Origin of the sequence: Porphyromonas bennonis DSM 23058 = JCM 16335 (assembly GCF_000375645.1) — a bacterium.
In the GTDB taxonomy this organism is placed as follows: Bacteria; Bacteroidota; Bacteroidia; order Bacteroidales; family Porphyromonadaceae; genus Porphyromonas_A; species Porphyromonas_A bennonis.
The window spans coordinates 1-20,758 of the sequence record NZ_AQWR01000024.1 but is presented as its reverse complement, the minus strand read 5'-3'; the positions used below and the strand labels follow the sequence as shown (position 1 = coordinate 20,758).

15 protein-coding genes are annotated in these 20,758 nt (G+C 61.7%); all 15 read left to right on the top strand.

Annotated features, from left to right (window positions below):
* The first annotated feature begins 4 nt into the window (after window positions 1–4).
* Entirely contained in the window at window positions 5–1,447 is a 1,443-nt protein-coding gene (locus B088_RS05500) for a PepSY domain-containing protein (protein WP_018107415.1), read from the top strand.
* 261 nt (window positions 1,448–1,708) lie between these two features.
* On the top strand, window positions 1,709–3,115 hold the full coding sequence (cobJ, locus tag B088_RS05495; RefSeq protein WP_026170512.1) for a precorrin-3B C(17)-methyltransferase: 1,407 nt from the start codon (window positions 1,709–1,711) through the stop codon (window positions 3,113–3,115).
* A complete protein-coding gene (cbiE, locus tag B088_RS05490) occupies window positions 3,112–4,296 on the top strand; it encodes a precorrin-6y C5,15-methyltransferase (decarboxylating) subunit CbiE (protein WP_018107413.1) in 1,185 nt (394 codons plus the stop codon). The genes cobJ and cbiE overlap by 4 nt, the downstream gene beginning before the upstream one ends.
* A complete protein-coding gene (cobM, locus tag B088_RS05485; protein WP_018107412.1) occupies window positions 4,293–6,116 on the top strand; it encodes a precorrin-4 C(11)-methyltransferase in 1,824 nt (607 codons plus the stop codon). Before cbiE ends, cobM begins: the two co-directional genes overlap by 4 nt.
* The gene (locus tag B088_RS05480; RefSeq protein ID WP_018107411.1) at window positions 6,113–6,805 is read left to right on the top strand and encodes a precorrin-2 C(20)-methyltransferase; all 693 of its coding nucleotides are present in this window, start codon (window positions 6,113–6,115) and stop codon (window positions 6,803–6,805) included. Before cobM ends, B088_RS05480 begins: the two co-directional genes overlap by 4 nt.
* A complete protein-coding gene (locus B088_RS05475; protein WP_018107410.1) occupies window positions 6,802–7,950 on the top strand; it encodes an ABC transporter substrate-binding protein in 1,149 nt (382 codons plus the stop codon). The genes B088_RS05480 and B088_RS05475 overlap by 4 nt, the downstream gene beginning before the upstream one ends.
* Before the next feature lie 6 nt (window positions 7,951–7,956).
* Complete coding sequence (locus tag B088_RS05470) at window positions 7,957–8,997, top strand: iron ABC transporter permease (RefSeq protein ID WP_018107409.1); 1,041 nt, start codon at window positions 7,957–7,959, stop codon at window positions 8,995–8,997.
* Entirely contained in the window at window positions 8,994–10,007 is a 1,014-nt protein-coding gene (locus B088_RS05465; RefSeq protein WP_018107408.1) for an ABC transporter ATP-binding protein, read from the top strand. The genes B088_RS05470 and B088_RS05465 overlap by 4 nt, the downstream gene beginning before the upstream one ends.
* On the top strand, window positions 10,000–11,844 hold the full coding sequence (gene cbiD / locus B088_RS05460) for a cobalt-precorrin-5B (C(1))-methyltransferase CbiD (protein WP_018107407.1): 1,845 nt from the start codon (window positions 10,000–10,002) through the stop codon (window positions 11,842–11,844). The genes B088_RS05465 and cbiD overlap by 8 nt, the downstream gene beginning before the upstream one ends.
* The gene (locus B088_RS05455; RefSeq protein ID WP_018107406.1) at window positions 11,841–13,136 is read left to right on the top strand and encodes a cobyrinic acid a,c-diamide synthase CobB; all 1,296 of its coding nucleotides are present in this window, start codon (window positions 11,841–11,843) and stop codon (window positions 13,134–13,136) included. The genes cbiD and B088_RS05455 overlap by 4 nt, the downstream gene beginning before the upstream one ends.
* Before the next feature lie 12 nt (window positions 13,137–13,148).
* Window positions 13,149–15,281 carry a TonB-dependent receptor plug domain-containing protein gene (locus tag B088_RS05450; RefSeq protein ID WP_018107405.1) on the top strand — a complete coding sequence of 711 codons (2,133 nt, stop codon included), beginning with the start codon at window positions 13,149–13,151 and terminating at the stop codon, window positions 15,279–15,281.
* Between the two features lie 44 nt (window positions 15,282–15,325).
* On the top strand, window positions 15,326–16,357 hold the full coding sequence (locus B088_RS05445) for a sirohydrochlorin cobaltochelatase (RefSeq protein WP_025082093.1): 1,032 nt from the start codon (window positions 15,326–15,328) through the stop codon (window positions 16,355–16,357).
* A 145-nt stretch (window positions 16,358–16,502) separates the two neighbouring features.
* Window positions 16,503–18,146 (top strand): CTP synthase, encoded by a 1,644-nt coding sequence (locus tag B088_RS05440; RefSeq protein WP_018107403.1) that lies wholly within the window; start codon window positions 16,503–16,505, stop codon window positions 18,144–18,146.
* 74 nt (window positions 18,147–18,220) lie between these two features.
* Window positions 18,221–20,128, top strand: coding sequence for a membrane protein insertase YidC (yidC, locus tag B088_RS05435; protein WP_018107402.1), 1,908 nt, complete (start codon window positions 18,221–18,223; stop codon window positions 20,126–20,128).
* Between the two features lie 27 nt (window positions 20,129–20,155).
* The gene (locus B088_RS05430) at window positions 20,156–20,344 is read left to right on the top strand and encodes a hypothetical protein (protein WP_018107401.1); all 189 of its coding nucleotides are present in this window, start codon (window positions 20,156–20,158) and stop codon (window positions 20,342–20,344) included.
* Window positions 20,345–20,758: the final 414 nt, after the last annotated feature.

Genomic DNA, 20,758 nt, shown 5'->3' with positions numbered 1-20,758 from the left:
CGCAATGAAGCACTGGAAGCGACTGCATCGGATCCTCGGGACGATCCTCGCGCCGTTCTTTGTCCTCTGGCTCATATCCGGGTCGGTGATGATCTTCAGCAGCTATCCCCGGCTGGGGGATGCGGCTGACAGGGTCGCCGACACCATCCCGGAGCTGCTGCCACCCTTAGACAGCGTGAGGAGTCGCCTGCCGGAGGGGGAGCGCTGCACGGCGCTCGCACTCGGCACCACCTATGGCGTCCCCACCTTTACCATCGAGACCGACTCGGGGACGAAGCTGAAGCTGAGAGCCGACAGTACGCTCGCCCCGGTGGATCCCAAGGCGATGCCTGAGGAGTGGTGCCGGAGCTATGCGGCTCGCTTCAGCAGCTACCCGATAGCGCACATTGACACGCTCCGGAGCATCGACACCTGGACCGCCTATGAGCGGAATAAGAAGGAGCTGCCGATCTACCGCTTCGTCTTCGATGACCCGGAGGGGACGTGGCTCTACCTCTCTGGAAGGAGTGGGAGGGCGCTCCAGTGCTGCACCAAGCGAGAGCGGATCGTCTCCTCGCTGGGGACCGTTCCCCATATGTTTTACTACCCTGGGCTGCGGAGCAATAGATCGCTCTGGGTCTGGGTCGTCAGCCTTCTCGGCGGACTGGGCGGGGTGATGTGCCTCAGCGGGCTGGTGGTGGGGATCCATATGGTGATCCGCCACTACAGGCGCCGGCACCATCTCGGCAGTCCATACCGTGGGACCTTCCGCTGGCACCACATCGCCGGTTGCCTCTTCGGCCTCTCCCTGATGCTCTTCGCCCTCAGTGGAGCCTCCTCGCTCATCGACCTCTCGGACTTCCCGACGCCGAGGCACGACAAGAGCCTCGCCAAGCGGTCGCGGGCGGAGGATCCGGTCGACCTCTCCCTCTTCGCCACCGACTATCGTCTGCTCGCTGCACGGGGTGGGGTCACGGGGATTGCCTGGCGTCAGTACGGCACCAAGCCCTACTACGAGGTGACCTACGGAGAGAGGAGTGAGACCCTCGACGGGAGTGACCCGAGCCTGGTACCCCTGTGGCTCACGGAGAGTGATCTGCAGAGCAAACTGGAGCCGGTCTTTGGCAGTCCGATGAGGGTCGAGCTGATCGATGAGTATGACAATTACTACGCCTACAATCGGGGAGACTACGAGCTGCCGATTTATCGGGTGAGTGTCGAGGACTCGGATGGGAGTCGGCTGTATGTCAGCCCCACCGGTGGCTACTCGCGCTACTTTAGTCGCAACGACCGGCTGCAGAAGTGGCTCTACCCCTTCTGTCACAACCTGAGGTCAAAGTTCTTCTCCGAGCATGGGACGATCCGCCTCGTGGCGATGCTGACGCTCGTGCTGGGCGGGCTGGTGGTCTCCGTGACCGGAGTGGTGATGGGGTGGCGCTACCTGAGGCGGCTGACTCGACGAAAGTAAGGCCCTCATAATCTGTGACCTATGCTTAGTTATGCTGCTGATACCGGAACTGCTGCTCGGAGAGCTGGTGGAGATGCCCTCAGACTAATACCGGTAATAGAGAAATCTAATATCGGTATTAGAGAAAACTAATATCGGTAAAAGAATTAGGGGCCCACTCCCTGCTGAGAGCCAGTCCTCTCGGGGCGGGTGGCAGATGGACCCGGATCACGAGTTCTGCCGATCGCGGTAGATACCTGAATGAATGAGATAGAAGATCGTATGAAGAGAGGAAAGATATATGTCGTCGGGATCGGTCCCGGCAGTCCGGAGCAGGTGACGCCTGCCGTGGATCAGGTGCTTCGTCAGGCCGACGTGGTGGTCGGGTACAAGTACTACTTCCGCTTCGTCGAGCCGCTGCTCCACGAGGGGGCGGAGTGCATCGATACCGGCATGCGACAGGAGCGCGAGCGGGGAGAGCTTGCCTTTGAGCGGGCGGAGGCGGGTGCCACCGTCTGCATGATCAGCTCCGGTGATGCAGGCATCTACGGGATGGCACCGCTGCTCTATGAGATGAGGGATGAGCGGGGAAGTGAGGTGGAGCTGGAGACCCTCCCGGGGATCTCCTCCTTCCAGATGGCGGCGGCACTTCTCGGTGCCCCGATCGGTCACGACTTCTGCTCCGTCTCCCTCTCTGACCTGATGACCCCCTGGGCGGTGATCGAGCGGAGGATCGTGGCGGCAGCGGAGGGCGACTTCGTCACCGCCGTCTTCAATCCCCGCAGCCGGCAGAGGTACTGGCAACTGACTCGCCTCGTGGAGCTCTTTCTCCTACACCGCAGGGGGGACACCCCTGTCGGCATCGTCTATCAGGCCGGCCGACCGGAGCAGAGGGTGCAGGTCACCACGCTGGATCACCTGGACGAGGCGGAGGTGGATATGCTGACGATGATCCTGATCGGCAATAGTCAGAGCTACGTCTCCGGTGACCACATCGTCACGCCAAGAGGCTACTACCGCGAGGAGGAGCGAGAGGGCTCTGTCGGTGCCATGATCATGAGCGAGAGCTTCCACACCATCCTCCCGCTCCTCAAGCACGCTGACCGATACGATACAGGACATCTCTGGGCGCTGCTCCATGCCGTCCACACGACGGCAGACTTCGAGATGGAGGAGCTGCTCCACACCGATCCTGAGGCTGTGCGGCGGATCTATGAGCGGATAAGCTCCGGCGAGGTCGACACCATCGTGACCGATGTGACGATGGTGGTCTCCGGGATAAGGAAGAAGGCCCTCGAGCGGTATGGGCTGGAGGCCAAGTGCTACCTCCACGACCCTCGCATCGCAGAGATGACGGCGGGCGGTAAGCTCACCCGCACGCAGGCGGGGATCCGTCTGGCGGTGAAGGATCATCCCCGAGCGCTCTTCGCCTTTGGCAACGCCCCCACGGCGCTGATGGAGCTCGCCGACCTGATCCATCAGGGGAAGGCTGAGCCGGCAGGCATCATCGCCGCACCGGTGGGCTTTGTCCACGTCTGTGAGTCGAAGCATATGATCAAGCCCTTCCGGGAGATCCCCAAGCTGATCATCGAGGGGCGCAAGGGCGGGAGCAACCTCGCTGCCACGCTCTGCAATGCGATCCTGAGCTATGACGATGCGGCGGCGATACGCCCCGGCAGAGACGTATGAAGATCTTCCTCATCGGTATCAGCGACAGTCCGGAGCAGACACTCACGGAGGAGGTGCGGGAGGTGATCCGCTCACACCGGCACTTCTCCGGCGGGCGACGGCACCACGAGATCATGCGCCCCTTCCTTCCGACGGAGCACGACTGGATCGACATCATCCCTCCGATAGATGATCAGATCCGCAGCTACGGAAGGTATGAGGATATGGTGGTGGTAGCCTCCTGTGACCCGATATTCAATGGCATCGGTCAGCGGATCATGGAGCTGCACCCCGAGGCGGAGATCACTCTCTTCCCCCACTTTCACTCGCTCCAGATGCTGGCTCATGCGGCGCTGCTTCCCTATCAGGATATGCATGTGGTCTCGCTGACCGGTCGTCCGTGGAGGGCGCTCGACGAGGCTCTGATCTGCGGGGAGCGGATGATCGGCATCCTGACCGACCTGAGGCACCACACGCCCCGCACGATAGCGGAGCGGATGATCGCCTATGGCTATGACAATTACGTTGCTTACGTCGGCGAGCATCTCGGCAATCGGGCGGAGCAGAGGGTGACGCAGCTGTCGATAGAGGAGATGAGGGAGAGGGACTTCGGCTACCCCAATAACCTGATCCTCCTCCGCATGAGGCCTCTGGAGCGTCCCTTTGGGATCCCTGATGAGGCCTTTGTCCCACTGGAGGGACGCACCCGGATGATCACCAAGTCGCCGATACGGCTGCAGAGCCTGTCGCTCCTCGGGCTGCATCAGGCGCAGACGCTCTGGGATGTGGGCTCCTGCACCGGCTCTGTCTCGATAGAGGCTAAGCTGCAGTTTCCCCACCTCTCTGTGGTCGCCTTTGAGATCCGTCCGGAGGGCGGAGCGCTGCTGGAGACCAATGCCCGGAGGCTCCATGCCCCGGGGATCGACTTCGTCCCGGGAGACTTCCTGGAGGCTGACCTCCCGGCCCTCCCGACCCCGGATGCGGTCTTCATCGGGGGTCACGGCGGACGACTCCCTGAGATGATCCGGCGGATCTATCCGCTGCTGCCTGCGGGCGGGCGGATCGTCTTCAATTCTGTCAGTGACGAGAGCCGACAGCTCTTCCTCAGCAGCCTTGCCGATGTCGGCACCGGACTGTCGGAGGAGACGCTGATGGCTGTCGACCACTTCAATCCCATCCATGTGATGCAAGCAACGAAATGAAAGAGAAGAATGTAGCCATACTCACCATCTCCCGCGAGGGGAGAGAGATTGCCCTGCTGCTCAGGGACGAGCTCCCGGGTGTCACTCTCTACAGCACGGTGGAGGCGGAGGGCTTCCGCACCATGGCGTCCCTGCGGGAGGGGTGCCGGGAGCTGATCGGGGAGTACTCTGCGCTGATCTTCTGCTCCGCCCTCGGGATCTGTGTCCGGACCGTGGGCGATCTCCTGCAGGATAAGCACACCGACCCCGCCATCCTCTGCATCGACACGACGGGTCACTACGTGATCCCCGTCGCCTCGGGGCACGTCGGCGGAGCCAACGATCTCGCCCGTCGCATCGCCCATATCCTCGGTGGTGAGGCTGTCGTCACGACGCAGAGTGACCGCCGGGGGCTGTGGGCTCTCGATACGCTGGGCGAGGAGCAGGGCTGGCGGACAGAGCTGCTCGGCACGACGATGAATCACGCCATCGCCCTCTTCGTGGAGCGTCACCGGGTGGCACTTCTCATAGAGACACGCTCGGAGGGGACGGCGTTCCTTGAGCGGACGAGGCCGGAGTGGGTCACTCTTTTCCATAAGGCGGAGGAGATCCGCCCCCAGGACTTTGACCTCCTGATCACCGTGGGGTGCCGGTACCACGAGGAGCTCGATCTGCCACAGCTCTGCTACCGTCCCTCCCTCCTTCATCTCGGGGTCGGCTGCCGGCGCATGGCCGACCCGACCGGGGTGACCGACCACATCCTCTCGGAGGTGAGGGCAGGGGGCTTCTCCCCTCTCTCCATAGCGGACCTCTCCAGCATAGAGCTGAAGCGTGGCGAACCGATCCTCGAGGCGCTGGCAGAGCGACTGGGGGTGCCGATCCGCTACTACGACAGCGAGACCCTCGATGGGGTGAGCGTGCCGCATCCCTCGGAGCGGGTCGATGAGGCGACCGGCTCTGCCAGCGTCTCCGAGGCGTCTGCCCTCACTTCTTCGGGAGGGGGCGAGCTGGTGATCGAGAAGCAGAAGGGGAAGCTGAAGGAGGGGAGTGACTTTACCTTTGCCCTCGCCACAGAGCGCAATGGAGTGATGAGAGGGCACATCGAATTTGTCGGCGCAGGACCCGGAGACCCGGACTTGATCTCTGTGCGCGGGAGACACTTCCTCGAGACGGCAGACCTGATCCTCTACGCCGGGAGCCTCGTCCCGGTGGCTCTGACGGAGTGCGCCAAGGAGGGGGCGGTCGTCCGCAGCTCCGCAGGGATGGCACTCGGGGAGCAGATAGTCCTGATGAAGAGCTTCTACGACCGGGGGGCGCTCGTCGTGCGACTCCACACCGGTGACCCATGCATCTATGGCGCCATCGAGGAGCAGATGGCGATCCTCGACGAGGAGGGCATGGCGTACCACATCACACCGGGGATCTCCTCCTTCCAAGCGGCTGCGGCAGAGCTGCAGAGCGAATTTACCATCCCGGAGCGGGTGCAGACCATTATCCTGACCCGAGGCAGCGGGCGCACACCGGTGCCGGAGCGGGAGCAGCTCTCCCGGCTCGCCGCCTCACAGAGCACGATGTGCATCTACCTCAGTGCCTCGATCGCTGAGGAGGTGGAGAGGGAGCTGCTCACCCACTACCCGCCGACCACTCCTGTGGCGGTCTGCTATAAGTTGACCCACCCCGAGCAGCGGATCTACCGCGGGGAGCTCAGGGATCTCGCACGGATCGTCCGCGAGCAGGGGCTCAAGCTCACCACCATGATCGTCGTCGGTGAGGCGATAGGCAATCGTGAGGGGCTGTCTCGCCTGTACCACAAGGACTTCAAGCATCTCTTTCGCCCATGACACCGATCACGATCGTCTCCCTCGGCAGCGGGGAGCCGGAGGATATCACCCTCCGCGCATACTGGGCTCTGCAGGATGTGGAGCGCATCTACGCTATAGGTGAGGCGGCAGTAGAGATCATCCGGGCGCTTCCCTCAGGAGCGCTGCTGGAGAAGAAGGTGACCATACTCTCCGTCCCGATGCAGAGTGACCGGAGAGCAGCCGCCTCGGCCTACGAGGCACTCGCCGGTCAGCTCGAGGCGGACTGTCTCGCCGACATCTCCACCGCTCTCGTCACCATCGGTGACGCAGGGACTTACTCCAGTGCGGGCTATGTCTGCCGGCTCCTCAGGGAGAGGGATATACCACACTTCATCCTCCCCGGCATCCCTTACTATATGACGCTGCCGGCGTGCCTCAGCAGACCGCTGGTCCTGGGGGAGCAGTCGCTCCTCGTGCTCAGTCGGGTCGAGAGTGCGGAGCAGCTCCGGGAGGCGATCGACAGGGACCGGGTGGTGGTCGTGATGAAGCTCTCCCGCTCGGAGGAGGCGGTACGGGACTTCCTCCGGACCGATCCTCCAGTCTCCATCCTCTATGGTGAGTACATCGGCGACGAGGAGCGGGAGCTGGTCACCGACAGCCTGAGGTCCCTCCCCGAGACCCCTTTCCCCTACTTCTCCCTCCTTATCATTAAGCCAAGCACGAGATGAAAATGCAGACCTATCTATATGGTGCGCTCGCCCTTCTCCTCCTTCTCCTCTCCTCCTGTGGGGGAAAGGAGACGCAGGGAGGGGAGGAGACGATGATCGCCGGTGACTCGCTCATCCGCTATGCCGAGGGGCTGAGGATCAGCCGCAGTGAGGGGGTGACGCTGGTCGACATCTCCGACCCGACGAAGCCGGAGAGCGAAGTCTATCGCTACGCCTTAGTCCCCCGAGGGACCGATGCCGGCGGGGAGATCCCCGAGGGCTACATGCCGATAGAGGTGCCGGTGAGGCGGGTGATCGTGATGACGACGCTGCAGCTCTCCAATTTCATCAAGCTCGATGCCGTCGACCGGGTCGTCGGTATGCCGAGTACCCACTTCCTCTTCAATCAGAAGATGCTCGATCGCCTGGCGGAGGGCAAGGCGCGACGGATCGGGATAGAGGGAAACTTTGACTCCGAGCTGATCATGGCACTGGAGCCGGACCTGATCCTTGTCTCCCCCTTCAAGCGCGGAGGCTATGATGCCCTCAAGGAGCTCGACATCCCGCTCCTCACTTTCCTCGGGTACAAGGAGACCTCTCCGCTCGGTCAGGCGGAGTGGATCAAGCTCACCGCCCTCCTCCTCGGGAAGGAGGACCAGGCGGAGCAGACCTTTGACCAGATAGAGCAGCGCTATCATCAGCTCCGGAGTCTCATCACGCCCGACCTGCCCCGTCCGAAGATCCTCAGCGGTGAGCTGCATGGGGGTAACTGGTATGTCGTCGGCGGGGAGAGCTACCTCGCACACCTCTTCCGCGATGCCGGTGGGGACTATTTCCTGAGGGACAATAAGGAGTCCGGGGGCTTTTACCTCGACTTTGAGACCGTCTACAGCCAGGCGGCGGATGCGGACTTCTGGCGGATCACCAATAACTACAAGGGCGACTACTCCTACGATGTGCTGGCGCGCACAGACGCTCGGTACAGAGACTTCCGGGCGTACAAGGAGCGGAAAGTGCTCTACTGCAATCTCTCGGAGCGCCCCTTCTACGAGGGCTCACCGGTGGAGCCGGAGGTGGTCCTTGCCGACCTGATCCACGCCTTCCACCCCGAGCTGCTCCCCGACCATACGCCCGTCTACTACGACCTCCTGACGAGGGAGAAGTGATATACCATGTCCCGCTCCCGTAATGCCATAGCCTTCGGCATCGTTGCGATCCTGATCGTCGTCGCCTTCGTCCTCAATCTCTCTCTCGGGACGATAGCGATCCCCTTCCGCGACGTGGTGGATATACTCCTCGGGCGCGACACCGGAGGGAGTGAGATCTGGCGTAACATCGTCTGGAAGAGCCGCTACCCGCAGACCATCACCGCCCTCGTCGCCGGCGCGGGGCTCTCCATCAGCGGACTGCTCATGCAGACGGTCTTCCGTAATCCCCTCGCCGGTCCCTCGGAGCTCGGCATCAGTTCCGGTGCCAGCCTCGGCGTGGCGACTCTCGTCCTCCTCTCGGGGAGTATCAGCCAGAGGGCGCTGATCCGCATGGGCTTCGTCGGGGAGATGGCGGTCTCGGTGGCGGCACTCCTCGGGGCACTGGCGGTGATGGGGATCATCATGATCATGTCGGAGAAGGTGAAGGGGAATGTCGTCCTCCTCATCATGGGTGTGATGATCGGCTACATTGCCAATGCGATCATCGGTGTGCTGAAGTTCTTTAGCAACGATGAGGATGTCCGCAGCTATGTCGTCTGGGGACTGGGAAGCTTCTCCAAGGTGAGCGGCGACCGCGTCACCACCTTCGTCCTCCTGATGCTGGTGCTGATCCCCCTCTCCTTTCCTCTCATCAAGACGCTTAACCTCCTGCTCCTCGGAGAGAACTATGCCCGCAGCCTTGGGCTCAACTACAAGCGCGCCCGCCACCGGGTGATCTTCTGCTCCTGCCTCCTCACAGCCATCGTCACCGCCTACTGCGGCCCGATCGTCTTCATCGGTCTGGCGGTGCCGCACCTCTGCCGAACCATTTTCGCCACCTCCAACCATCGGATCCTGATGCCTGCGGTGACGCTCGTCGGGGCGTTGCTCGCCCTGATCTGCAGCGTCATCGCGCGAATGCCGGGCTTCGAGGGGGCGCTGCCGATCAATTCGGTCACCGCCCTCATCGGTGCCCCGATCGTCATCTGGGTCCTCTTCAGTCGCCGTCGGGGCGAGAGACTATGAGTAAGGAGATCACCATAGAGCTGCGCGACCTCGCCATCGGCTACCCGCACAGGGTGGTCGCCGAGGGGCTCTCCGCCACCGTCTACTCCGGTGAGCTCACCTGCCTCATCGGGTCCAATGGCGTGGGCAAGTCGACCCTCCTCCGCACGATTGCCGCCTTCCAGCCCAAGCTCGGCGGCTCCATCCTCGTCCGCGGGGGCGAGATAGACAGCTACAAGAGCCGGGAGCTGGCGCAGCTCATCAGCGTCGTGCTGACGGAGCGGATAGAGGTGGGACACATGACCGTGCTCGACCTCGTCTCTCTCGGGCGCAGCCTATACACCGGATTTTGGGGAAAGGTGGATGCCGCCAATGAGCGGAAAGCCCTCGATGCCCTCCGTCTCGTGGGTATGGAGCGCTTCGCTCCCCGGGATGTCGGGACGCTCAGCGACGGAGAGCGACAGAAGGTGATGATCGCCAAGGCGCTTGCCCAGGAGACCCCGATCATCCTCCTCGATGAGCCCACCTCCTTCCTCGACTTCCCCTCCAAGGTGGACATGATGCAGCTCCTCCACCGGCTCTCCCGAGAGACGCACAAGACCATCTTCCTCTCCATCCACGACCTCGAGATGGCACTCCAGATCGCAGACAAGATCTGGCTCCTCGATGATGAGAAACGACTACACATCGGCACCCCGGAGGATCTCTCCCTCGATGGGACACTGAGTGACTTCTTTGAGCGGAGAGATATCGTCTTTGACCGACTCAGAGGGCTCTTCCGCATAGAGAACCCCCACACCCGCACCATCCGCATCAGCGCACCCACACACCGGCTCCTCCCGCTCTACCATATGGTCGTGAAGGCGCTGAGGCGCAATGCCATCCTCGCCACACCGGAGGCGGAGAGTGCCGATGCAATCGAGCTCTCCGATGAGGGGTTGCTCCTCAGGACCGCTGACGGAAGGAGCCATCACCCCACCACGATCGAGGAACTCCTCGACCTACTAACTAACGACGAGCACCATGGGTAAGATCCTTATCATTGGCGGTACCACCGAGGGCAGGGCTGCGGTGGAGGTGTGCGAGGAGGCGGGCAAGCCTTTCCTCTATTCCACCCTTGGCACCTCGCAGGAGGTCGCCCTCCATCATGGTACTCGGCTTGAGGGTCCCTTGGATGCCGATGCGATGACGGCACTCTGCCGCCGGGAGGAGGTGAGTGTCCTCGTCGATGCGGCTCACCCCTTTGCCACCATCGTCCACCGGAATGTCGCCAAGGCGGCAAGCGAAGTGGCCCTGCCGACGATTCGGTATGAGCGAGCCTTCCCTCCACTCCCCGAGGGGGCACTCTCCGTCAGCTCCTTCCCCGAGGCGATGAAGGAGCTGGAGCGGCTCAGCCCCCGCAGACTCCTTGCCCTCACCGGGGTCAAGAGTATCGCCGCCATGGGGGACTACCCGCTGCGGCACGAGGTCTGGCTGAGGGTGATGCCGATACCCGAGACGGAGCGGATCGTCAGCGAGAGCGACTTCCCCCGCAACCGCCTTATCTACTACGACCGGGCGCAGGACGACCGGGCGCTTATGGAGCGACTGCGACCCGACCTGCTGCTCCTCAAGGAGAGTGGCGAGAGCAGTGGCTTTGAGGAAAAAGTGAAAGCCGCCACCGACCTCGGCATCCCGATACTCGTCATCCGCCGACCGACCCTCGGCTACCGGCCGACGGAGACCGTCCTCGGTCCCGTGGGACTCCGCAGGGCACTCGAGCGACTGGATCCGGACTTCTTCCCCCTCCGCATCGGCTTCACCACCGGCACCACAGCCACCGCTGCCACCACAGCGGCTCTGCTGGCGCTCCTCAACGATGAGACCTACACCGAGGTGCCGGTACGGCTCCTCACCGGTGAGGAGATCCGCTTCCCGATCAGCGAGACCTGCATAGAGAGCGAGGAGTGCGCCACCGCTACGGCGATCAAGTACTCCGGGGACGACCCCGACGTGACGAGCGGCACCGCCATCCTCTCCACCGTCCGCCTCACTGACAGTCACACCGGTGTCACTTTTCATGGGGGTAAAGGGGTGGGGCGGATCACCCTCCCCGGCATCGGACTGCCGATCGGCGACCCTGCCATCAACCCCGGACCTCGGCAGATGATGACCGAGGCTGTGGGACGACTCGTTGACCTCAGTCGGGTCGGCATCGACATCACCATCACCGTACCGGAGGGCGAGACGCTGGCACCGCATACCTTCAATCCCCGCCTCGGCGTCGTCGATGGCATCTCGATCCTCGGCACCACCGGCGTGCTTCGCCCCTTCTCCACCGAGGCGTGGGTCGACTCGATCCGCCGGGAGATGGGCGTCTCGCGGTCGGTCTTCGGGGAGCACCTGGTGATCAACTCCGGTGGCAAGAGCGAGAGGTGGCTCCGAGCGCACTTCCCCGACCTCCCGCCAAATGCCTTCGTCCAGTACGGCAACTTCATCGGTCGCTGCCTCGAGATGGCGCGGGCAATGGACTTTGCCCACATCACCCTCGGCATCATGATCGGCAAGGCGGTCAAGCTGGCGGAGGGGCAGCTCGACACCCACAGCAAGAAGTCGGTGATGAGCAAGCCCTTCATCCGCAGCCTCGGGCGGGAGAGCGGTCTCGACGAGGCAACACTCGACCGCATCGACGGCATCACCATGGCGGGCGAGATCTGGGAGATCCTCCCCGACCACGCTCACCCCTTCTACCACATCCTCCTCGACCGCTGTTACGCCGTCTGCAAGCCTCTCGTCCCGGGGATCCGGCTCGACCTGATCCTGATCGACAAGGAGGGCGGACTGATAGAGCGAAATGAGGAGGATAAGAATAAGAGAAACCACGTATGAATAGCTTCCTCATCGGCGCACCCCGCTCAGGCAGCGGGAAGAGCATAGTTACCATAGGACTCCTGAGGGCGCTCGTTCGGCGGGGGCTGCGGGTTCAGTCCTTTAAGTGCGGCCCGGACTACCTCGACCCGAAGCTCCACGCCACAGCGACCGGTCGGCCGTCGATCAATCTCGACACCTTCCTCTATGGCGAGGCCGGGGTGGAGGAGATCTACCACCGATATGCCGCCGATAGTGAGGTGGCGGTGGCGGAGGGCGTGATGGGGCTCTTTGACGGCTATGACAGGGATCGCGGTTCCTCCGCCGAGGTGGCACGCCTGCTCCGCCTGCCGGTGGTGCTGGTGGTGACGCCGGGGGCCATGGCATACAGCCTGGCACCCCTGCTCTACGGCTACCGCCACTTCGACGCACGAGTGTCGATAGCCGGTGTGATCCTCAATAAGGTGAGCTCCCCCCGGCACCGACACTTCCTCACCGAGGCGGTGGAGGCGGCGGGACTGCCGGTCCTCGGAGTGCTTCCCAAGTGCGATGCCCTTCTGATCCCCGAGCGCTATCTCGGTCTGCAGACTGAGGAGCGGGACGTCGCCGAGCAGTATGCTGAGGCGGCAGCGGATCTTGTGGAGGCGAGTGTCGACCTTGACCACCTGCTGGAGCGGACGGCGTGCGAGGGGATTGCCGCACCACGGGAGTCGGAGGAGCGGAGGGCTGACCTCCGTATCGCTGTCGCCCGTGACGAGGCGTGCAGCTTCGTCTATGAGGAGAGCCTGAGGGTGCTCGCCCGCTTTGGCGAGGTCACATTCTTTAGCCCGCTACGGGATGAGCGTTTGCCGGATTGCGACTTCCTCTACCTCCCGGGTGGGTACCCGGAGCTGTACTTGGAGCAACTAGCGCACAATCGATCGATGCTTCGCAGTCTCCGGGAGTACGCCGACAGCGGCCGCCCGCTCCTCGCCGAGTGTGGGGGGATGATGCTCCTCTGCCGGCAGATCATCGACGAAAGCGGGCGGGCGTACGACCTCGCCGGGGTGCTTGACCAGGTGGCGACGATGGAGGGGAAGCGGCTGACGCTCGGCTACCGGAGCTTCACGCTCGACGGCGTGGCGGTGAGAGGTCACGAGTTTCACTACTCTCATGTCATCGACCCCCTTCCCTCCTCCCTGCAGCAGTACGATGCTCGTGGGGAGGCGGTGCCTACGGCTCTCTGGCGGCGGGGGCGGCTACTGGCAAGCTACACCCACCTTGCTCTCACGGACGAGCTGGTGGCTCGCCTGATTGGAATGGAAATCAAGTAACACTTTATGCATATGTCACATCACTTTCTTCCTCTCCTCGCTGCGGGGCTACTCCTCGGCACCGTCGCCACAGCGCAGACGCTGCCGGGAGACTCGATACGGGACTACAGCCTCGACGAATTTGTCGTCACCGGCACCGGGACGCTCCGGCTGATCAAGGATGCCCCGGTGCAGACAGAGGTGATCGACCGGAAAGCTCTCCGGAGCTTTGGTCACGCACCGCTCTCGCAGATCCTCTCCGGGCTGATCCCATCAATAGACTTCAGCCGGAGCGATATGGGCACCTCGATGCAGATGGGCGGGCTCTCGGGCGGGTACGTCCTGATCCTCGTCGACGGCAAGCGGCTGATGGGCGACCTCGGCGGGCAGGTCAATCTCGACGTCATCGACCCGACGCGGATCGACCGCATCGAGGTGATCCGCGGCGCCTCGTCCGCCCTCTACGGCAGCGATGCCATAGCCGGCGTGATCAATATCATCACCCGCAAGAGCACGCGCGACCTCTCGCTCGTCAATACCACCCGCATCGGCTCCTACGGCTCTGTGATCCAGTCAACCTCCGCACAGGCGACGATCGGCAGGGTCACCTCGCGGACAGACTTTCACCTCAAGCACTCCGCCGGCTGGCAAAACACCACCTACGAGGACCCCAATAGGTACGAGCACCCGGTGACCAACTCCGTCAATAACACCAGCAACCCTTATCTCGACTATACCCTCGGCGAGCGGCTCGACTGGCGACCCTCCAAGCTCCTCTCAGCCTACCTCGAGGGAAGCGTCTACCGCAAGGACATCCACCGCCCCACCGGCATCCCGGACTACAAGACCTACGACTTCCGTTACCGCAACGCCTCCGCTGCCACCGGCCTCCGCTGGCAGCTCCCCGAGGGACACCTGCTCACGGCGGACCTCCTCTACGATCGGCACGCCTACTACTACGTCTACACCGGGCTTACCTGGATCAAGGAGTGGGATGATAAGGGGAAAGAGAATAGCTACCCCTACTACCCCGACGACGTCGCCCTGCAGAGCAATCAGCAGAGACTGCTCGGGCATCTGAAGGGAGTCCTCGAGCTGCCGGCACACCATCGCCTCAGCACCGGACTGGACCTGCAGTACAATTGGCTTATCGCCCCTTACCGTCTCGACCGCGAGCGGGTGCAGGACTATCTCCTTGGGCTCTATCTGCAGGACGAGTGGGACCCCGTCGACCGGCTCAATGTCACTGCCGGCGCACGACTCACCTACCATCCTGCCTTTGGACTAAAGCTCTCACCAAAGCTCTCCCTCAGGTATAAGGCGGGACCGGTCAATCTCCGCGGGACCTACTCTGAGGGCTTCAAGACGCCCTCCAATAAGCAGCTCCACTACCGCTACGTCCGCCAGATGGGGATGCTGGCACTCTACCTCGGCAACGAGGGGCTGGATGCTCAGTCGAGCCGCTACCTGTCGGGGGACATTGAGTATCGGGAGGGACCCCTCTCCCTCCACGTCACGGGGTATGCCAATTGGCTCCGAAATATGATCACCCTCGTCACCGTGCCGCGCTCCGAGGCTCCGTCGGAGCTGCTCCTCACCTACGACCCGGCGCGCGTGCGGATGTATAAGAATATGGACAGCGCCCGCACCCTGGGGGTGGACTTCCAGGGGAAGTGGCAGGTGCTGCCCTCGCTTGCCCTCTCCGCGGGCTACAGCTACCTCGACACCGATGCCCTGCTCTACGACCTCGAGGAGGAGACGATGAAGCGCGTGATCATCGACGGGATGGCACATCACCGGGGCACCATCGGCCTCGACTGGTCGCGCGAGCTGCTCCCCGACCGCTACCACCTCGGCGTGGGGCTCTACGGCAGGATGCAGAGCACGCGCTACTACCAGGACGACGGAAATGGCAAGCCCTACAACCTCTGGCGGATCAATACCCGCCATGACCTTACCCTCAGCAACTCCTGGCGACTTGCCATCGATGCCGGGGTCGACAATATCTTCGATTACTACGAGACCACCTACCATGGGCTCCACTACGGGACCTACACCCCGGGGCGGACCTTCTACCTCTCCTGCACGATCAACTTCGGCAAGGAGCTGAAGTCTGCCTCCGGCCGGTCTCGCCGACAGTCTACAGACGATGACTCCGAGGAGTGATCTCACCTATAGTTTTTTACTCACCTTTTTATTATCACTTTACTATGCGTAAGCTAATGAAACTGATGCCCCTCCTACTGATGGGCATGCTCGCTACAGCCCTCAGTGGCTGCGAGGGCGACAACAAGCCGGACCTGAAGTCCAATTATGACCGCAAGATGACCGCCGTGACGCAGGAGGTCAAGACGACAAAGAGCACTGATAAGGCGCTCCTCCTCGTCTCCTTCGGCAGCACCTGGGACGCTCCACAGCAGTCCTTCAAGGAGCTGGTCAAGAGCTTCAAGGCAAAGTTCCCCGATCGGGACGTCTACTTCTCCTTCACCTCCGAGATCTGCATGACTCGCTGCGCCCAGAAGGGGTGGAACTACTATGCCCCGCAATTCTACATGGAGGCGCTCGGCAATGCCGGCTATAAGGACATCGCCGTGCAGTCCCTCCACGTCATCCCCGGTGAGGAGTATCTCCGGGTACAGAATTGTCTGAAGGACTTCCATAACCACAGCGTCGAGGGCGGAAAGACCCCCTTTGCCGATGTCACCGTCTACCTCGCCGGACCGCTCCTCTACGAGGAGGTCGACTGCGACAAGGTGGCTGCCGAGCTGCACAAGGTCTTCGGCAAGGAGGTCAAGGCCGGTAAGCTCGTTTGCCTCATGGGGCATGGTAACCCTGCCGATATGAACTACGGCAACGGCAACAGCCGCTACATTATGATCGAGAAGGCGCTCCAGAAGCTAGACAAGCACTACTTCGTCGCCACGGTCGATATGGAAGGCAATTACGTCGATGATATGATCGGGCGGATGAAGGCCGCCGGCTTTACCTCCGGCGAGGTGATCCTCCACCCGCTGATGTCCATCGCCGGCGACCACGCCAATAACGACCTCAAGGGCGGAGTTGAGACCCCGGCCGAGGAGGGCAGCTGGCGCGCTGAGATGGTCAAGGCCGGCTTCACTTGCACGCTCGATAATTGCATCATGAAGGGACTTGCCGACTACCCCGCCATCGCCAACGTCTGGATCAGCCACATGGAGCAGACCCTGAAGGAGGCGCCTATGTATCCTGAGAAGGAGGACTAACTTTCTCCCCTCTCACACCCTCAGCGTCCCCTGCCGTGCATCCCACGGCAGGGGACGCTCCTTGTGAGCCTTTCGGGGTAAAATGGTATCTTTGCGACACAGTATGGATGGGTCTATGCTGTGAATCTCCAGTCACTGTAGCGCCATGAAAACAAAGGACACCAAGTATATATTCGTCACCGGCGGGGTGGTCTCCTCCCTCGGTAAGGGCATCATCGCCTCTTCTCTCGGACGACTGCTGATCAGTCGCGGTCTGAAGTGCACGATCCAGAAGTTTGATCCCTACATTAATATCGACCCCGGGACCCTCAATCCCTACGAGCACGGCGAGTGCTTCGTCACCGATGACGGCTACGAGGCGGACCTCGACCTGGGACACTATGAGCGCTTCCTCGACATCAAGACCTCGCGCAATAGCAACGTCACCACCGGGCGCGTCTATCAGAACGTGATCCAGCGGGAGCGCCGGGGTGACTTCCTCGGCAAAACGGTACAGGTGGTCCCCCACATCACTGACGAGATCAAGCGCTGTGTCAAGCGGCTCTCCAAGGACGACGATTACGACATCATCATCACCGAGATCGGTGGCACCGTAGGCGACATCGAGTCGCTTCCCTTCCTTGAGGCAGTTCGCCAGCTGAAGTGGGAGCTGGGCGACGACAATTGCATGGTGATCCACCTCACCTACGTCCCCTATCTCCATGCAGCCAAGGAGCTGAAGACGAAGCCCACCCAGCACTCCGTCAAGTCGCTCCAGGAGGAGGGGATCCAGCCGGATATGCTGGTGCTTAGGAGCGAGATGAAGCTGGAGAAGGACCTGCTGCGTAAGGTGGCACTCTTCTGTAACGTGCCTAAGGAAGCGGTCATCCAGTCCTACGACTGCCCCTCCATCTACCGTGTGCCGCTACTCCTCCAGGAGCAGAAAATGGACGAAGCGGTGCTGAATCAGCTTAAGCTCCCCGTCGGCCCCGCTCCGGAGCTGAAGGAGTGGCGCCACTACCTCGAGCTGGGTGAGGAGGCGAAGAAGAAGGATCCGGTCAAGATCGGTCTCGTCGGCAAGTATGTCTCCCTCCAGGATGCCTACAAGTCGATCGACGAGGCGATCCAGCAGAGCGGTGTCTACAATGGACGCTTGGTCGATCTCGTCCGCATCTCGAGTGAGAAGATCACGGATGAGAATGTCGCAGAACTGCTCGCTCCCTGCGATGCGGTGGTGATCGCTCCGGGCTTCGGCTCGCGCGGCATACCCGGCAAGCTGACCGCGATCCGCTACTGCCGTGAGCACGACCTGCCGACCCTCGGCATCTGCCTCGGCATGCAGTGCATCTGCATCGAGATAGCCCGCGACATACTCGGGCTGGAGCAGGCCAATAGTACCGAGTTTGACTCCCAGAGTCCCGATCCGGTCATCGACCTGATGGAGGAGCAGAAGGAGGTGACCATGCTGGGCGGCACCATGCGCCTCGGCGGCTACGACTGCGAGCTGACTGAGGGGAGCAAGGTGGCTCAGATCTACGGCACGGAGACCATCCGCGAGCGTCACCGCCACAGGTACGAGTTCAATAGCAAGTACGAGCAGGCCTTCGAGGAGGCGGGTGTGCTGATCGCCGGGCGCAACCCCGAGACAGGTCTCGTGGAGGTGGTGGAGCTCCCCGACAAGCAGTGGTTCATCGGCGTGCAGTATCACCCCGAGTACTCCAGCACGCTCCAGCACACCCATCCGCTCTTTATGTCTCTCGTCGAGGCGGCACTTCGACACAAGGCTGCCCGAGAGGGAGAGGAAAAGTAAGTCAGACCTACACACAAGCACAGACGATCATCTGGACGGCTCGCATCGCAGAGCTGTCCTCAGACAGATAAGTAATGGATAAAAATACGATCATCGGTCTCGTCCTCATGGGCGTGGTCCTCGTGGTATTCTCCATCCTGGGACGACCCTCTCAGGAGGAGCTGGAGCTCCGGCAGCGCTATGCCGACTCCGTAGCGCTCGCCGCACAGGCGAGGGAGCGCGCCATGGTCGACTCGCTAGACCGGATCGCGACAGAGGACTCCCTCCGCCGGAGTGCCACCCTTGCACAGTACACCCCCGCCGAGCGCGACTCCATCCTGACCGCTCAGGCGTCGGAGACATTTGGACCCTTTGCCCCCTCCGCACACGGCAGGGAGCAGACCTTCACGATTGCCAATGACTCCCTCTCCGTCACGCTCTCCACGAAGGGCGGTAAGCCGATCGCCTCGGAGATTCTAGGGTACAAGGATTACCAGGGAGCTCCGATCCGGCTCATCCGACCGGATGACAGCCGCTTCAGTCTCACCCTCTTCACGAGCGGCAACCGTGTCGTCCGCACTGAGGATCTCTACTTCGTCGGCGAGCAGGTGAGTCCCACGCAGGTCAAGATGTCCGCCATGGCGACCAATGGCTCCAGCCTGACGCTCGTCTACACCCTTCGCCCCAAGTACCTCATCGATGTCACCATCGCCGGCACGGGAGACTTCAAGAGCGTCATGGCGCCCAACTCCCCCTTCCTCGACGCTGACATATCGCTCCCCGTCTATCGTAATGAGAAGAGCGAGCAGGCCGAGCAGCGCTACTCCGGTATGGCCTACGAATTCACCGACGGTGACGTCGACAAGCTCAATACCGGCAAGTCTGAGGATAAGGAGCTGACTAATGAGGTGAAGTGGGTCGCTTTCCGCGACATGTTCTTCTCCACGATCGTCTACTCTCGTACTCGTCTCGGCTCGCTGGCAGTTAGCCAAGAGATGGTCAAGGGTGATCCGCAGAAGCTCAAGGAGATGGAGGCAAAGTTTGTCCTCCCCTTCGACGGCAAGCAGCCGATCTCCCTCCAGATCTACAACGGTCCCAATGACCACGCCCTCCTCAAGAGCCTCGACAAGAATCTAGGAGACAAGACCCACTTGACAGAGGTGATTGACATGGGGAGGTGGTTCCGCTTCATCACCGTCTGGGTCGTGCTTCCGGTCTTCAATTTCCTCGAGAAGTACATCTCCAATTACGGGCTCATCATCATCATCCTGACGCTGATCATCAAGCTGATCCTCGCGCCTTTCACCTTCAAGTCCTTCAAGAGCCAGGCCAAGATGCGCGCCATCAAGCCGCTCGTCGACGAGATCAATGCGAAGTATCCCGGCGAGGACAAGATGATGGAGCGCAATAAGGCGACGATGCAGCTCTATCAGAACGCCGGTGTCAACGTCATGGGTGGCTGCCTCCCGATGCTTCTCCAGATGCCGATCCTCATCGCCATGTACCAGTACTTCCCCACCAGCCTCAACCTCCGCGGTGAGAGCTTCCTCTGGGCGCAGGACCTCAGTACTTACGACGACGTGATCCGCTGGGGTGCCGACATACCGATGATCGGGGACCACATATCGCTCTTCTGCCTCCTGATGACGGTGACTCAGATCATCTACATGCGACTCACCCAGTCCGGCACGGCAGGCGGCGATCAGCAGTCCGCTTGCATGATGAAGGCGATGCCGATCTTCATGTCGGTCTTCCTCTTCTTCTTCCTCAATAATAACGCCTCCGGACTCTCTCTCTACTACTTCGCCTCCCTCCTCATCAGTATCCTGCAGACCAAGGCCTTCCAGTGGTCTATCGACGAGCAGAAGCTCTTCGCTCAGCTGCAGGAGAATGCCAAGAAGCCTAGGAAGAAGAAGCAGTCCGGCTTCATGGAGCGGCTCGAGAAGGCTCAGAAGGAGCAGATGAAGAAGCTCCGCGAGCAGCAGCAGCGAAACGGACGCTAACACGACAACCCATATAGCAATAAGTATATGAACTTTAAGAAAATCCTCATCACCCTTGCGATTATCTTCCTCCTCTGCGTGGGGATCTACTACGCCGTCAAGGGTGCGGTCCATCTCCTCGCCTTCGCCGGGATCTCCCTCCTGGTGCTTGTGATCATCGCCCTAGTGATCTGGCTCTTCATGAAGAGAGACTCCACGGACGACCCGCAGAGCTAAGTCCCCTCTAAGCTGACGCGACAAGGATCCTCTTCGTCCCATCGTCGCTCCTCACATATAGCCCCCTCTGTCGATACGACCCACAGTCGTCTCGGCAGAGGGGGCGGGCTTTTTTTGCCCCTTTCCGCCCCCTCTCTAATCCCCTGATCCATAGCCTGTCATCCCCTATCCCTCAGACGCAACTCTATTACCGATATTAGACGCAACTAATACCGGTAATAGTCTTCACTAATATCGGTATTAGATCGAGGGGTGATCCTGGAGCGTCACTCCAGGGGTGACGCATTTGAGGGATACCGTAGCCATTCATCTAATTGTGAAGAGTGGGGAACGAAGCACCCCTTGTGGGTGCCCGTTTTTTAGCCACAGGTCGAGGGGCGTAGCCCCGAAGACCCGTGGACCAGGCAATGCAAG

What these genes read in the sequence shown, in the direction of transcription:
- B088_RS05455 (WP_018107406.1), top strand. Translation starts at nt 11,841, where the DNA reads ATGAATAGCTTCCTCATCGGCGCACCCCGCTCAGGCAGCGGGAAGAGC.
- cbiE (WP_018107413.1), top strand. Translation starts at nt 3,112, where the DNA reads ATGAAGATCTTCCTCATCGGTATCAGCGACAGTCCGGAGCAGACACTC.
- cobJ (WP_026170512.1), top strand. Translation starts at nt 1,709, where the DNA reads ATGAAGAGAGGAAAGATATATGTCGTCGGGATCGGTCCCGGCAGTCCG.
- B088_RS05450 (WP_018107405.1), top strand. Translation starts at nt 13,149, where the DNA reads ATGTCACATCACTTTCTTCCTCTCCTCGCTGCGGGGCTACTCCTCGGC.
- yidC (WP_018107402.1), top strand. Translation starts at nt 18,221, where the DNA reads ATGGATAAAAATACGATCATCGGTCTCGTCCTCATGGGCGTGGTCCTC.
- B088_RS05500 (WP_018107415.1), top strand. Translation starts at nt 5, where the DNA reads ATGAAGCACTGGAAGCGACTGCATCGGATCCTCGGGACGATCCTCGCG.
- B088_RS05465 (WP_018107408.1), top strand. Translation starts at nt 8,994, where the DNA reads ATGAGTAAGGAGATCACCATAGAGCTGCGCGACCTCGCCATCGGCTAC.
- B088_RS05430 (WP_018107401.1), top strand. Translation starts at nt 20,156, where the DNA reads ATGAACTTTAAGAAAATCCTCATCACCCTTGCGATTATCTTCCTCCTC.
- B088_RS05440 (WP_018107403.1), top strand. Translation starts at nt 16,503, where the DNA reads ATGAAAACAAAGGACACCAAGTATATATTCGTCACCGGCGGGGTGGTC.
- B088_RS05445 (WP_025082093.1), top strand. Translation starts at nt 15,326, where the DNA reads ATGCGTAAGCTAATGAAACTGATGCCCCTCCTACTGATGGGCATGCTC.
- B088_RS05470 (WP_018107409.1), top strand. Translation starts at nt 7,957, where the DNA reads ATGTCCCGCTCCCGTAATGCCATAGCCTTCGGCATCGTTGCGATCCTG.
- B088_RS05475 (WP_018107410.1), top strand. Translation starts at nt 6,802, where the DNA reads ATGAAAATGCAGACCTATCTATATGGTGCGCTCGCCCTTCTCCTCCTT.
- B088_RS05480 (WP_018107411.1), top strand. Translation starts at nt 6,113, where the DNA reads ATGACACCGATCACGATCGTCTCCCTCGGCAGCGGGGAGCCGGAGGAT.
- cbiD (WP_018107407.1), top strand. Translation starts at nt 10,000, where the DNA reads ATGGGTAAGATCCTTATCATTGGCGGTACCACCGAGGGCAGGGCTGCG.
- cobM (WP_018107412.1), top strand. Translation starts at nt 4,293, where the DNA reads ATGAAAGAGAAGAATGTAGCCATACTCACCATCTCCCGCGAGGGGAGA.